Raw genomic sequence first — 14,747 nt, 5'->3', positions numbered from 1 at the left:
GTATTATGAAAATAGGGATTTTTGGTGGTTCATTTGATCCGGTTCATAAGGGTCATTTAGAAATTGCTAAATATGCAATTAATGAACTTAATTTAGATAAATTAATTTTTGTTCCTGCATATTCATCACCATTTAAGACAACTAAAAAAACTGCTTCAGGTGAGCACAGGATTAAAATGATTCAATTAGCAACAGCTGGAGAAGATAAAATCGAAGTATCTGATTTTGAAGTTAAACGTGGTGGAGTTAGTTATACAATTGACACACTTAAATACTTTAAAAACAAATACAAAAATGACCAATTATTCTTGCTCATTGGTTCAGACAACTTAATGTCACTTAATAAATGAAAAAATATTGATGAAATTTGTAAGCTTGCAAAAATTGTTGTTTTCAAAAGAAGTAACAATTTCAACAAAATTTATGCAAAAAAATATAATGTTTTAATTTTAAACAACCCAATTAGACCTGAATCATCTACTTTATATAAAAAAGGTGAATTAAACTTCGTTCCAGAAGTTGTTGCAGATTACATTGCAGAACACAGATTATATATAGAGCAAATTATTTTCAATACACTTACAGCACTTAGAGCAAAGCACTCTATGTCTTGTGCTGAATTTGCAGTTGCACTTGCAAAAGCACATGGGCTATCTGCTAGAGACGCTTATTTTGCAGGGTTAGTTCACGACATCGCAAAAGAAATTGATCCAGAAGTTTCAATTCAGATAATTAAAGAAAATGAACCTGAATTATTAGATAGTTTTGAAAACCATATGCTGCACCAATACACAGGTTACTTAATTCTTAAACATGCTTTGAGAATTAAAAATGAAGATATTTTAAATGCAGTTAAATATCACACATCTATGAGAGAAAATATGACGCCGCTTGATATTGTGGTTTATATAGCTGACAAAATTTGTCAAGGAAGAAAGTATCCTGGTATCCAAAAAGTAAGAGCTCTAGTTTTAAAAGATTTAAAAGCAGGATTTTCACAAGCAGTTCAAGATGCTTATGATTATAACATTAACAAAGGAGTTGTCTTTTCAGATAAGCAGCTTGCTTTATATAACAAATACAGAAGTGGTAAATCGCCTTTAGATATAGATTTGAAAGAAGGTAACTAATGCAAATGCAAGAAAGATTACAAAAAATTCTCTCTAAAGCAGGGGTTGCTTCAAGAAGAGAAGCTGAACAAATGATTTTAGATGGAAGAATTTCTGTTAATGGTTATATAGCTAAATTAGGTGATAAAGCTTCATTTAATGATGAAATTTTAGTTGATGGATTACCAATTAATGGTGAAGAACAAAAAGTTTATTTTGTTCTAAATAAACCACCAAAAACTGTATGTACACTTAAAGATAATTTCAATAGAGCAAAAGTTACTGATTTAATTGATACACCTTACAAAATTTTTCCTGTAGGTAGATTAGATTACGATACAACCGGAGTTCTTATTCTTACAAATGATGGAGATTTGGCTAATAAATTAATGCACCCATCATATGAAGTTGTAAGAGTTTATAGAGCTAGATTAAATGAACCGCTTGATAAAAAAGAATTAGCTAAATTAAACAAACCTGTAATTATTAACAAGAAATTTTCAAACCAACAAGTTATTCACATTGAATCAAAAAGTTACTTTGTTGTTTTGACACAAGGTACTTACCATCACGTTAAGGAATTATTCAAATTAGTTGATAAAGAAGTTATCAATCTTAAAAGAGTTGAATATGGTGGAATTACAGTTGAAAACATTCCTGTAGGAAAATATAGACCACTTACAATCAAAGAAGTTAAAACTTTAAAAACGTGACTAAACAAACCAAAGGCTAAAAAATAGTCTTTGTTTTTTTACTTTTAAAGCTTGCACACTGTTGTAACCTGAGTTTCCAAGTAGGAAGCTCATTTTTTATAATTTTTAAACTCTACTTATATACTATGTATATAAGTAAAAATCAAAAAATTTTTATTTTTTACAATGATTACAATGATAATAGTGTATAATTAAAGCATGAGCAATTACATTTTATATAAAAGAAACAACCCTAAAGGCATCTATTTAGCAATTGGGATTTCAAAAGGTTATGGTAAAGGAATTGGTGATTTAGTTGGTCTAGGCTATTGAGACGAAATCAAAGATAAATATTCTTTGCAAAACATTGATGATTTAAAGGCAATCGCAAAATTAGTTCCATTCACAAACAACAAAGTTGAAGCAAAGAGCAAATTTTTGAATTGTTAGAGCCAACATCTGTTGAAACCAATGTTAAAAATGTTGGAATTGATTTAATTTACAAAATTATCAAAGAACTAGATTTATTCAGTTCATTGCCAAAAAGCAAACACAAATCATTAGAAGAAGTTCTTGAATTTGTCATTGGAACCAGAATTATTTTTCCAAGAAGCTACATTTGTCAATATAAAAACAAAAACGATTTTTTACACAATGTTGAAATTAAAAAATCATCAATTTATAACTATTTTGATACTTTTTAACAAACAAAGAAACTATTTTATTCAATCTTTACAATAAATTACAAGAATTAACTAATAGAAACAGTAAACAATTACACTTTGACAATACAACTGTTTATTTTGAAAGTTTTTCAAGAAAAGGCGTAAGACAAAAAGGTTTTTCAAAAGACGGCAAGCATGATGAAGACCAAATTGTAATAGCAATGGCGACAGACAATAATGGAATACCTTTTCATTACAAAATTTTTGAAGGAAATACTGCCGATTCACAAACTTTAATTAAGTTTTTAATTGAAATGGAAAGAATTTACAAGATTAAAGACATAACAATCATTGCCGACAGAGGAATTAGTCAAAATGCTAACTTAAGATTTTTAGAACAGAAAGGCTATAAATACATCGTCCAAAAACGTATCAATAACCTTAGCGAAGCAGATAAAAGATTCATCATCGAAGATAAAGATTATATGTTGGAACATGAAATGTTTTCAAAAAGCAGATTTGTGGAATCTGTTTGAGCAAACAATAGAAAAAGGAAAAGATTTAATCAAACTCTTAGAAAACAAATAGTTTACTTTAGCCCAGCAAAAGAAAAGCTTGACAGAATAAAAGAGCTTTTTCGATAGCAAAATATGAGAAAAATCAATTAATAATGTAATTTGCTTAAGTGATCTTGTTCCAGAATACAAGAAAAATATATGGATGTTGAAGGCAAAACAATTGCCAAATTAAATTACTCTAAAATTAAAAAATAGCTGATCAAGATGGTTTCTATATGATTGAAACCAACATACCTAATTTAACAGCACAAAGAGCTAATGAAATTTATAGACAACAATGAAAAATTGAAGAAGATTTTAGAACATTGAAATCTTCGCTTGAAGTTAGACCAATGTTTGTTCATAAAGATTCTCACATTCAAGCGCATGTTTTCTTATGTTTCTTAGCGTTGATTGTTTTAAAATACTCAATTTACAAACTCAAAAAGTTCTATGAAGATAATGGTGAAATTCAAAAGGTAACTATGAATATGTTTGTGGATGCCTTAAAACTTATAACAATAACAACTAAAACTGTGAATGGTAAAGTTGTTGGTGAAATTATTAATAATTTAGATCCAAACCATTATGAATTAAACAAAATATATAAAGATTTTTCATTTGTTATAGAAAATCTATCATTGTAATTAAAAATAACAAAAACGAAAACGCCTTATTTGTAGGTGTTTTCGTTTTTATCCCTTTAACTTGGAAACTCAGGAATTATTCAAATTAGTTGATAAAGAAGTTATCAATCTTAAAAGAGTTGAATATGGTGGAATTACAGTTGAAAACATTCCTGTAGGAAAATATAGACCACTTACAATCAAAGAAGTTAAAACTTTAAAAACGTGACTAAACAAACCAAAGGCTAAAAAATAGTCTTTGTTTTTTTACTTTTAAAGCTTGCACACTGTTGTAAAAGGTAAAAATAATGTATGTTATATAAATTTGTAAAAAATATATAATATATTTAAATTACATTTAAATATATCCTGTTAGGAGTTTGTATGATAGACAATAAAGACAAAGACAAGAAATTAATTGAAGAAATTGATGTTACATTAAAAGCTTCAGACGATACAGAATTTGAATATGAAGAAAATAACAAAATGATCTTCAGGAAAAAACAACCAGTAGTTGAGCAAGTTGAAGAAGAGGAAGAATTACCTCAAAACAATGATGAATATCAAGTTCAATCTCAAATCATTGAGTCACCAACAGAAGGATTAATTCCAATTGTTATTGATAACGAAATGAAGCAATCATTCCTTGAGTACTCTATGAGCGTTATTGTTTCACGTGCTCTTCCAGATGCACGTGATGGACTTAAACCGGTTCACCGTAGAATTCTTTATGATATGTCAGAATTAGGAATCACACCTGGTTCACAACATCGTAAATCAGCTCGTATTGTAGGGGATGTTTTAGGGAAATATCACCCACACGGTGATTCATCAGTTTATAAAGCTATGGTTCGTATGGCTCAAGATTTCTCAATGCGTTATCCACTTGTAGATGGACATGGTAACTTCGGATCAATCGATGGTGACTCTGCTGCTGCTATGCGTTATACAGAAGCAAGAATGTCTAAAATTGCTTCTGAAATGTTAGAAGGAATTAAAAAAGATACAGTTGATTTTGTAGATAACTATGATGGAAGTGAAAAGGAACCTACAGTATTACCTTCAAGATTTCCTAACTTACTTGTTTCAGGTTCATCAGGGATTGCTGTTGGTATGGCAACTGAAATTCCACCACACAACTTAGGTGAATCAATTGATGCGGCTATTGCTCTTGCTAAAAATCCTGAAATTACAGTTAGAGAATTAATGCAACACATTAAAGGACCTGACTTCCCAACTGGTGCAATTATCCTTGGAACAAAAGGAATTTTAGAAGCATATGAAACTGGAAGAGGAAGTATTCCTGTTCGTTCAAAATGTGAAGTTATTGAGCAACCTAATGGAAAATCAAAAATTATTATTAGAGAAATTCCTTATGCAATTAAAAAAACTACAATCATTGAAAAGATTGCTGAATTACACAAAGCAAAAGTTGTTGAAGGAATTACAGACTTAAGAGATGAATCAAACAGAGAAGGTATTCGTTTAGTTATCGATGTTAAAAAAGGTGTAAATCCACACATTCTTTTAAACAAGTTATTTCAAAAATCAAATATCCAAACATCATTCAACTTTAACTTAGTTGCTATTGTTAATGGAGAACCTAAAACATTAAACTTAAAACAAGCTCTTGAAGTGTTTATCGAACACCAAAAAGATGTTGTTTCAAGAAGACTTAAATTTGATTTAAATAAAGCAGAAGAACGTGCTCATATTTTAGCTGGATTAAAAATTGCTGTATCAAACATTGATGAAGTAGTTAAAATAATTAAACAATCTAAAACAGATGCTGAAGCTCAAGAAAAATTATCAAGCAGATTTAATTTAACTGAAAGACAAACAAAAGCTATCCTTGAAATGCGTTTAAGCAGATTAACAGGATTAAACATTGAAAAAATGGATCTTGAAATTAGTGAATTAAATGTTGAAATAGCTCATTACAAAGACATTTTATCTTCAGAAGAAAAATTAATTAACCAAATTGTTTTAGAACTTGAAGAAATCAAAGAAAAATTCAATGACAAACGTAGAACTGTTATTGATGAATCGGCTGTTGGTGTTATTTCAGATGAAGATTTAATCCATGAAAGAGAAATTGTTATTACATCAAGCTCAAAAGGTTATGTAAAGAGAATTGACTTAGATGAATACAACACACAACGTAGAGGTGGAGTTGGTTCAGTAAGTATGAAAACTTACGAAGATGATGATATTGCAATGATTATTCATGCATCAACACATACAAACTTATTATTATTCTCAAACATTGGTAAAGTTTATGTATTAAGAGGACACCAAATTCCAGAAGGTTCAAAACAATCAAAAGGAGTTCCTTTTGTAAACATACTTTCAGGGTTAGATGTTGAAAATGGAGAAAAAATTATCTCAATTCTTAATGTTGATAAATTCTCAGATGATCAATATTTAGTAACTGTAACTAAACAAGGTATGTTTAAAAAATCTGATCTTAAATTATTTGCAAACATTAGAAAAAATGGACTTATTGCATTTAAATTAAAAGAAGGTGATCAGTTAGTTAGAGCATTTGTGATTGGAAATGAAGAATCTGTATTAATCGCAAACAACTATAGAAATGTATGTATGTTCAAATCTGATGACATTAGACCACTTTCAAGAAATTCGTTAGGAGTTAAGGGAATTAAACTTGATGATAATCAAGAAGTTGTATCAGCTTCATCAGATAGTGAAGGTTCATTAATCCTTACACTTGGTGAAAAAGGATTTGGAAAACTTACAGACAAAGAACAATTTAGATTAACAAGAAGAGGTTCTAAAGGAGTTGCTGGCATTGATAGTAACAAAGCTGGGAACTTAGTATTTGCTAGATTTGTTAATACAAACGATGAACTTTTAGTAATTACATCATCAGGTTCAACAATAAGAACTCAAATTAACCAAATTTCTGAAACAGGAAGAAATGCTAAAGGTGTAAAAATTATTAACTTAAAAGACAACGATTCAATTGTTGCTGTTGAAGTTATTTCACAAGATAATTAAGAAGTAAAATGATGCTAAAAATAAATTAGCATCATTTTTTTGTTGCTTGCATTAAGTTAAAAAAGGGTATAATAGCGTAGTTAATTTATTAAAATACAAAATGATAAAAATATATAAAAAACTTAATTTGGAAAGGAATTGAAATGTCTAAAAAACCTTCAATTTTCAAAAAGTCATTAGTTGATGCTAAAAACAATTTAAAACGTGGAAACATTTTATTATTAGCTATTGCTTTCATTTTAGGAGCAGTATTCAGTGCTTTAGTTGCTTCATTAGCAAATGATATTATTATGAACCCAATTTCTAAAGTATTAGGATTTGACGAATTAGCAAAAATGGAATCAAATGGTGTTCTTTACGGAAAATTCTTAGCTGCATTATTAACATTTATTATTGTTTCGTTTGTTGTATTTGCAATTTTATTAGGATACTTCTTAATTGCTAACGCTATTGCGGCTCACAAAGCTGCCAAAAGACCAGCAGTTGTTGAAGCTCCAGCTAAACCTACAACAGAAGAATTAATCTTAAAAGAATTAGTTAAACTTAATGACAAAATGGATAAAAAATAATCTATCCAAAATCAAATGCTACCTTTTAATTAACAAGGTAGTTTTTTTCTGACTTTTTCAAACAAAAGTGATTTACCGACAATAGTTGATATCACATAAATGTATGAATTATTTAAAGTGCGATTTTCAAGATTCTTAAAAGCTGTTAAATGAATAAATATTTACTAAAATTATTACAATATAGACTTAAGAATAAAAGGCCAGTCCAGTTGAAAATGCTATAATAAAATTAGGATTAGAGACTATGGTTAAATACACAAAATGAGTTAAATTTTGGTTTTAAAAATAAAATAAATTAGCGAAAGGTGTATGGTAAATATGAACAAGATTCAATACGGACAATTCTTCACAGAAAGAAATGTTTTTGAAAATAACTCTGTTTTTCAAGAGTTTATGTCTAAAAATGAGTTATGAAATAAAAATATCTTAGAACCTTTCGCAGGTGCTAATAATTTAATTAGATTCTTACAAGAAAAAAATCAAAAATTGAAGTATGAATCTTTTGATTTAGAACCTAAAAACTCAAATGTAAAGAAAAACGATAGTATTAACAATTGATTCTATAAAGACTTTGATTTAATAGTAACTAATCCCCCATATTTATCAAAGCATTCTGCTAGAAGAATGAAAATAGATGCTGATTTTCAAAATTACGATGATTTATACAAACTATCATTAGATAGATGTATAAGCAATGTTAGATTCACAGTTGCAATTATTCCTACAACACTTATTAATAGTAATAGAAAAGAAGATCAAAAATTAATTGAAAAGTTAGTTATTTTTCAATTATTACCAGACAAGGAAAATTTCAATGATACTGAGCACCCCGTTGCTTTAGCTTATTTTGATAATCTAAAAGATGATGGTGACTTCTTACTTTATGAAAATAATAAGTTCATAGATAGTTATAAAAACTTAAGAAATAAGGAACAAAAAATCCTAAAGCAAAGAAATGAATGAAATATAAGATTTAATGTTGTTTCAGGAAATCTTTGCATAAATACAGGTGATAACACAAAAGACAAAACAAATATTAAGTTTCACGATTCTGAATGAAAATCAAATGATCAAGTCAAATCTACTGATAGACATAAAGTGAAATTGTTAATTGAAGATGTAGAAGTGGATGAAGAATTAATAGAAGCATTCAATAAAAAAATTCAGGAATTAAGAAACAATCATTGCGATTATTTATGAGCTTCATTTAAAGGTGTTTCGAGAACAGGTCATTTTAGAAAAAGATTAGATTTTGAAACTGCAAAAAAAATAATAAATTCAATACAAATTTAGAAATGAAAAGTAGACAGTTTTTGTTTTCTGTCTACTTTTCTTATCTTAGTTTAGTCCAAATTTACCGTCTTAATTTTTTAATTGAGTTAGTTTGTAATTTCGTAATTAATTTATCAAGATCAAGGATAATAGCATTTTCATTAATATCTTTTAGTGCTTGTATTCTGCTTTCTGTGTAATATTGACCATCTAAACAAAATCACACTGAATCAACAGTGTTAGGGCCAAGATTTTTAAGTTGGATAATAACATCATTGTATTGATTATCTTGAGCTCCACCACATTCATTTGTATATTTATTTACAACATAAATTGTCTTACTGTTATGTTGTATGACAAAATCTAGTGATTTTAGTTCTCTTGGTTTGTCATTTGAATTATGAACAATTTCATCATTGAGTAAATAAAGAGCTTCAGCTCCTTTAGGATTTAGTTTTTGAACATTTACTCCAATTTTTGTTAATTCATCTTTAAAGACACTTTCATAGATATTTTGTCTTTTAGGATCTTTCATAAGGAAAGATAATAAAACATCGTCAGTTAGTAATGACTCTCTTATTTTGTCTTCATACTTTTTATCTAAGAATACTCTATCAACAACTTTTTTAATTTTTAATTCTAGTCATTCAGGAATTCCGTTTTCTTTAATTTCTTCCTTAAGTTTTTCTCTTTCGTTTTTTCATTTTTCTTCAATTATTTTGCTATATCTATCCATAAATAACACTCTATTTTATTTTCTAGTAATTTTATTATACTAAATTTGAAACTAATTTTCAATGTAGAAAAGTTTAGAGTAATCAATCAATGTGATTGATTTAAATTTGGAATAAATTAATTTAATTAGTTGAAAACATAATAAATGTTATATCATTTAATTATATAAAGAGTAAGTAAAGTAATTATTTGTTTTTACTTACAGATGGAGACTTATGAAAAAATCAAGTTTATTTAAATTATTATTTTTAGCACCTGCAACAAGTTTGTTGATTTCAGCAATTTCTTGTGGTACTAAAAATACTGAAGAGCCGACGCCTGCTGAGCCAGAAAAACCTACACCAATAGAATCAAAACCTGTAAATCCTACTCCTGCACCAGATCCAGAACCGACAAATCCTGATACTGAACCAGAGCAACCTGCGCAACCTGTTAATCCGGAACCGAATGCTCCAGAAAAATTAAATAGTGTTGAATCATATAAATCACAAATTGAGCAAACAAGAGTTGATTTTAATAATTATTTGAACGATTACGCAAATGTTTATAAAGGACGTGCTGAATCATTTGTATTTCATATGGCTAGACCTGAAGGAACTGATGAGCAATATAAATCTTACAAAAATTTTGCCGATGTAATTTTTGGCAAAATTAATACAGTAATTGATGAGTGAGATACTGTAGTAGGGAATAACGCAGAATCTGCTAAAGAAGAATATGCAAAAATTAACAAAATGTTTTCAACATTTGTTAAAGGTTTTAATAAGCAATTAGCTGCGATAAATCCTCCTACTTATTCTTTAAAATCTGAAATGACAATTGATGACGTTAGAGAACATTTCAAAGAAATCGTTCAAAGAGTTGTTTCAGATAAAAATGAAGATCATTCAAATGAAGAAAACTACAAACCATTAAATGGAAGAATCAATTATGATAAAAATGGATATTTAATTCCTGCTGATACATATTATGAAGTTGTTAAAGATTTCTTAAAATCAGGTTTTAGAAATTTCAAACAAATTTCATTAGTTTCAACATCATCAATTTCATTTGAAGTTACACCACAGAATAAAGTTTATGGAATTTTAATAAATGCAAATGACTTTAGAAGAAATGATATGAATCAAGTTGTTGATAAATACGTTGAAAATGCACTTAGTTTAGTCGATAACTCAATGAATACTTATGAAAAACTCTATGTGCTAGGTAAATACGTTTTAGAAAACTTAATTTATAAAACTAAACCAGGTACAGAAACAATGAACTCACTTGACTTTGCTTACATAGAACATAAAGGTGTATGTAGACATTATGTTGATCAAATGGCATTACTTTTATCTAACTTAAATATTCCATACAAAGTGATGCAAGGCGACTATCATACTTGATTAAATATTCAAAATGAAGATGGTAAATGATTCTCAACTGATCCAACACATTCAGATACAGGTAAAGCTGAAAAATACTTCCCTCTAGGAAAATCAGGTGAAATTGATTTAGATTTTGAAATGAAAAACTTTTTCAATCATCAAAATGCAGTCACAACAGATTTCACATTATTTGATTTAGGGCCAAATGACGGTTCAAATGAAGCGATTAACTTTATTTCTCAAGAAATGCATAATTCATTATTTAATAAATGAGCTTACAAACTTAAAGATATGTATGCAGATGGAGAAAAAATTTCATCGTTAAACTATAATGATCATAAGTTATATTTTGTTTCAACAAAAGATAATCAACCTAAATTGCAATATGTAGAAACAAACAAAACAATTCCAAATGAAAATATTGAAAACTCAATTCACACAGTTGATGGATTTAGTTCATTAGTCAACGGATTAAGTTTAAAAGTTTTACCAAAGGCTGCTATGCACGGCGATAAAATGTTCTTTATGGCTAAAGATGATAATGGTAACTACATTTATTCATACAACATTAAGACAGCAGAACTTAAAAAAGAATTTGTATATAGTGGAGATTACAAAAACTTCTTTATCTTCCTAAATCAAAAAGAAAACAAACTTGAATTTTCATTTGGAGATCAAAATTCAGAAAGCAAATTAGTTAAGTTATTTGACTTAAACTTACAATAACAACAGAAATTGAAGCAGACTAAAATGTCTGCTTTTTTTGATTAAAAAAACATCTCAAGTTATTGAGATGCAAAAATTCTATTTTTAGTATTTTTGTGTTCTGTAACAATTTCATTAAGTTTTCTAAATCAGTGGTTAATTCCACTTTTGGAAACATACATATTATGTTCAGTGTTAAGTAAATTTGACAATTCAGGAAGCGACAATCATTTATTTTCAACTTTTAATCTAAATAAAACAAGTTGATTGTCTGTGAAATAAATATCTAATCCATTTTCAAACATATAGTTAATGTCCTGAGTTTCCAAGTTAAAAGGGTTAAAAAACGAAAACACCTATAAATAAGGCGTTTTCGTTTTTTTGTATTTTTAATTACAATGATAGATTTTCTATAACAAATGAAAAATCTTTATATATTTTGTTTAATTCGTAATGATTTGGATCTAAATTATTAATGATTTCAACAACAACTTTACCATTTACAGTTTTAGTTGTTATTGTTATAAGTTTTAAGGCATCTATAAACATATTCATAGTTACTTTTTGAATTTCACCATTATCTTCATAGAACTTTTTAAGTTTGTAAATTGAGTATTTTAAGACAATCAACGCTAAGAAACACAAGAAAACATGTGCTTGAATGTGAGAATCTTTATGAACAAACATCGGTCTAACTTCAAGCGAAGATTTCAATGTTCTAAAACCTTCTTCAATTTTTCATTGTTGTTTATAAATTTCATTAGCTCTTTGCGCTGTTAAATCTGGTATGTTGGTTTCAATCATATAGAAACCATCTTGATCAGCTATTTTTTTAATTTTAGAGTAATTTAGTTTGGCAATTGTTTTGCCTTCAACATCCATATATTTTTCTTATATTCTGGAACAAGATCGCTTAAGCAAATTACATTATTTATTGATTTTTCTCATATTTTGATATCGAAAAAGCTCTTTTAATCTGTCAAGCTTCTCTTTGCTGGACTAAAGTAAACTATTTGTTTTCTAAGTGTTTGATTAAATCTTTTCTTTTTCTATTGTTTGCTCAAACAGATTCCACAAATCTGCTTTTTGAAAACATTTCATGTTCCAACATATAATCTTTATCTTCAATGATGAATTTTTGTCTGCTTCGCTAAGGTTATCAATACGTTTTTGAACGATGTATTTATATCCTTTCTGTTCTAAAAATCTTAAGTTAGCATTTTGACTAATTCATCTGTCGGCAATAATTGACACGTCTTTAATTTTGTAAATTCTTTCCATTTCAATTAAAAACTTAATTAAAGTTTGTGAATCAGCAGTATTTCCTTCAAAAATTTTGTAATGAAAAGGTATTCCATTATTGTCTGTTGCCATTGCTATTACAATTTGGTCTTCATCATGTTTGCCGTCTTTTGAAAAACCTTTTTGTCTTACGCCTTTTCTTGAAAAACTTTCAAAATAAACAGTTGTATTGTCAAAGTGTAATTGTTTACTGTTTCTATTAGTTAACTCTTGTAATTTATTGTAAAGATTGAACAAAATAGTTTCTTTATTTGTTAAAAAAGTATCAAAATAGTTATAAATTGATGATTTTTTAATTTCAACATTGTGTAAAAAATCATTTTTGTTTTTATATTGACAAATGTAGCTTCTTGGAAAAATAATTCTGGTTCCAATGATAAATTCAAGAACTTCTTCTAATGATTTGTGCTTGCTTTTTGGCAATGAACTAAATAAGTCTAGTTCTTTGATAATTTTGTAAATTAAATCAATTCCAACATTTTTAACATTGGTTTCAACAGATGTTGGCTCTAGCAATTCAAAAATTTGCTCTTTGCTTCAACTTTGTTGTTTGTAAATGGAACTAATTTTGCGATTGCCTTTAAATCATCAATGTTTTGCAAAGAATATTTATCTTTGATTTCTTCTCAATAGCCTAAACCGACTAAATCGCCAATTCCTTTACCATAACCTTTTGAAATTCCAATTGCTAAATAGATACCTTTGGGTTGTTTCTTTTATATAAAATGTAATTGCTCATGCTTTAATTATACACTATTATCATTGTAATCATTGTAAAAATAAAAATTTTTGATTTTTACTTATATACATAGTATATAAGTAGAGTTTAAAAATTATAAAAAATGAGCTTCCAACTTGGAAACTCAGGAAATGTCTGCTTTTTTGATTAAAAAACATCTCAAGTTATTGAGATGCAAAAATTCTATTTTTTAGTATTTTTGTGTTCTGTAACAATTTCATTAAGTTTTCTAAATCAGTGGTTAATTCCACTTTTGGAAACATACATATTATGTTCAGTGTTAAGTAAATTTGACAATTCAGGAAGCGACAATCATTTATTTTCAACTTTTAATCTAAATAAAACAAGTTGATTGTCTGTGAAATAAATATCTAATCCATTTTCAAACATATAGTTAATGTTTTCAATATGTTTAATTGTACTCTTTGCAATCTTATTAATATTACTCATATCAATATTATTAATACGGTTAACAACATTTTCAAAGTCACGAGCAATAATTATGTTTTGAAGCTTATACCAAGACTTTTTAGCATCAATAGCTGCTAGAAAGTCAATAACTTTTTCCTTATTTTTAAGGTAAATTATGTATTTATTATTTCTATTCAAGAAGTTGAAATTAAAGTCATATTGATTTAGTTTTTCTTGAATTTTTACTAAGTGTCCAGGATTATGTGAAGAAATTTCTAAGTGGTATGAAGTTGATGATTTTCCTGAGATGCTACCACTCCCAAAGAATACACCAGCAAAAAAACTTGTGAGTGAATCTTTAAAATCAATTTCCTCAATCATTTCAAGGTCAGAAATCTTAATTAAGATTTTAGTTTTTCATTTTAGATTAATGATTGGTTTAATATTAATTTTTTCAAGTTTTCTAAGTAATTTTGAATAAAGATATTCATTTTTAATTTTGAGAACATAAAAATCTTTTTCAACTTCTGCAGCACAAAAAAGTAAACCACTTAAAAATCTCTTAATTTCGTGTGGTTTAGATAAATTGTTTATGACTTCTTTTTTTAGCTCCCAACTAAATGATGTTTTATGTTCTTTATTCATAGTTTAATTATAAAAAATATAACATTTTATGTAAGTTATTTTTTAACAAATAAGCAATATTTTTAGTTCATAAAAATGCATATAAAAGTTGGATTTAGACAGTCGAATAAAATAAATTTATTTGTAATTACTTGAATAAATGAAATTTTTAAAACTTTTTTACCTTACACATAGGCATATTAGTTAAAAATAACATATAACATAGTTATATGTAAGGTTAATCAAAAAAAATTTTTTTGATAAAATTAAAAAGCAATATAAAAGTTTAAATTGCAGAAAAGTAGAAGACACTTCTCACCTGATGACCATAGTCTTGGGTTTAGCTACAATTA

The 14,747-nt window shown here is 27.5% G+C and carries 10 protein-coding genes and 2 pseudogenes; 8 read left to right on the top strand and 4 right to left on the bottom strand.

Going from position 1 to position 14,747, the window contains the following annotated elements:
• The first annotated feature begins 5 nt into the window (after positions 1-5).
• The 7 genes and pseudogenes from NPA13_RS02195 (at position 6) to NPA13_RS02165 (ending at position 8,529) form a co-directional block, all read left to right on the top strand.
• Positions 6-1,130, top strand: coding sequence for a nicotinate-nucleotide adenylyltransferase (locus tag NPA13_RS02195; protein WP_257088803.1), 1,125 nt, complete (start codon positions 6-8; stop codon positions 1,128-1,130).
• A complete protein-coding gene (locus NPA13_RS02190; protein WP_373457111.1) occupies positions 1,130-1,849 on the top strand; it encodes a pseudouridine synthase in 720 nt (239 codons plus the stop codon). Before NPA13_RS02195 ends, NPA13_RS02190 begins: the two co-directional genes overlap by 1 nt.
• A 171-nt stretch (positions 1,850-2,020) precedes the next feature.
• Positions 2,021-3,670: pseudogene (locus NPA13_RS02185) on the top strand (IS1634 family transposase).
• 61 nt (positions 3,671-3,731) lie between these two features.
• Positions 3,732-3,905 carry a hypothetical protein gene (locus tag NPA13_RS02180; RefSeq protein WP_257088801.1) on the top strand — a complete coding sequence of 58 codons (174 nt, stop codon included), beginning with the start codon at positions 3,732-3,734 and terminating at the stop codon, positions 3,903-3,905.
• 128 nt (positions 3,906-4,033) lie between these two features.
• Positions 4,034-6,667 (top strand): DNA gyrase subunit A, encoded by a 2,634-nt coding sequence (gyrA, locus tag NPA13_RS02175; RefSeq protein WP_306428734.1) that lies wholly within the window; start codon positions 4,034-4,036, stop codon positions 6,665-6,667.
• A 143-nt stretch (positions 6,668-6,810) separates the two neighbouring features.
• Positions 6,811-7,236, top strand: coding sequence for an MscL family protein (locus NPA13_RS02170; protein ID WP_257088799.1), 426 nt, complete (start codon positions 6,811-6,813; stop codon positions 7,234-7,236).
• A 318-nt stretch (positions 7,237-7,554) separates the two neighbouring features.
• Positions 7,555-8,529 carry an Eco57I restriction-modification methylase domain-containing protein gene (locus NPA13_RS02165; RefSeq protein WP_257088797.1) on the top strand — a complete coding sequence of 325 codons (975 nt, stop codon included), beginning with the start codon at positions 7,555-7,557 and terminating at the stop codon, positions 8,527-8,529.
• A gap of 61 nt (positions 8,530-8,590) precedes the next feature.
• Here the strand turns inward: NPA13_RS02165 and NPA13_RS02160 are convergent, their stop codons facing one another.
• Positions 8,591-9,244, bottom strand: coding sequence for a hypothetical protein (locus NPA13_RS02160; protein WP_257088795.1), 654 nt, complete (start codon positions 9,242-9,244; stop codon positions 8,591-8,593).
• Between the two features lie 214 nt (positions 9,245-9,458).
• On the opposite strand from NPA13_RS02160, the gene NPA13_RS02155 reads away from it, so the two are divergent.
• Positions 9,459-11,339: a transglutaminase domain-containing protein gene (locus NPA13_RS02155; RefSeq protein WP_257089789.1), complete on the top strand. Its 1,881-nt coding sequence runs from the start codon at positions 9,459-9,461 to the stop codon at positions 11,337-11,339.
• 59 nt (positions 11,340-11,398) lie between these two features.
• On the opposite strand, the gene NPA13_RS02150 is transcribed toward NPA13_RS02155, so the two are convergent.
• The 3 genes and pseudogenes from NPA13_RS02150 to whiA form a co-directional block, all read right to left on the bottom strand.
• On the bottom strand, positions 11,399-11,623 hold the full coding sequence (locus tag NPA13_RS02150) for a helix-turn-helix domain-containing protein (protein WP_257088793.1): 225 nt from the start codon (positions 11,621-11,623) through the stop codon (positions 11,399-11,401).
• 88 nt (positions 11,624-11,711) lie between these two features.
• Positions 11,712-13,359, bottom strand: a pseudogene (locus NPA13_RS02145) (IS1634 family transposase).
• Between the two features lie 183 nt (positions 13,360-13,542).
• Positions 13,543-14,415, bottom strand: a complete 873-nt coding sequence (gene whiA / locus NPA13_RS02140) for a DNA-binding protein WhiA (RefSeq protein ID WP_257088791.1) — start codon at positions 14,413-14,415, stop codon at positions 13,543-13,545.
• Positions 14,416-14,747 lie beyond the last annotated feature (332 nt).

The sequence above is a fragment of the Mycoplasma sp. 2045 genome (assembly GCF_024582715.1).
Classification (GTDB): Bacteria; Bacillota_I; Bacilli_A; order Mycoplasmatales; family Metamycoplasmataceae; genus Mycoplasmopsis.
Note: the sequence above shows the minus strand (reverse complement) of the source record. Positions and strands in the feature narration are given on the sequence as shown.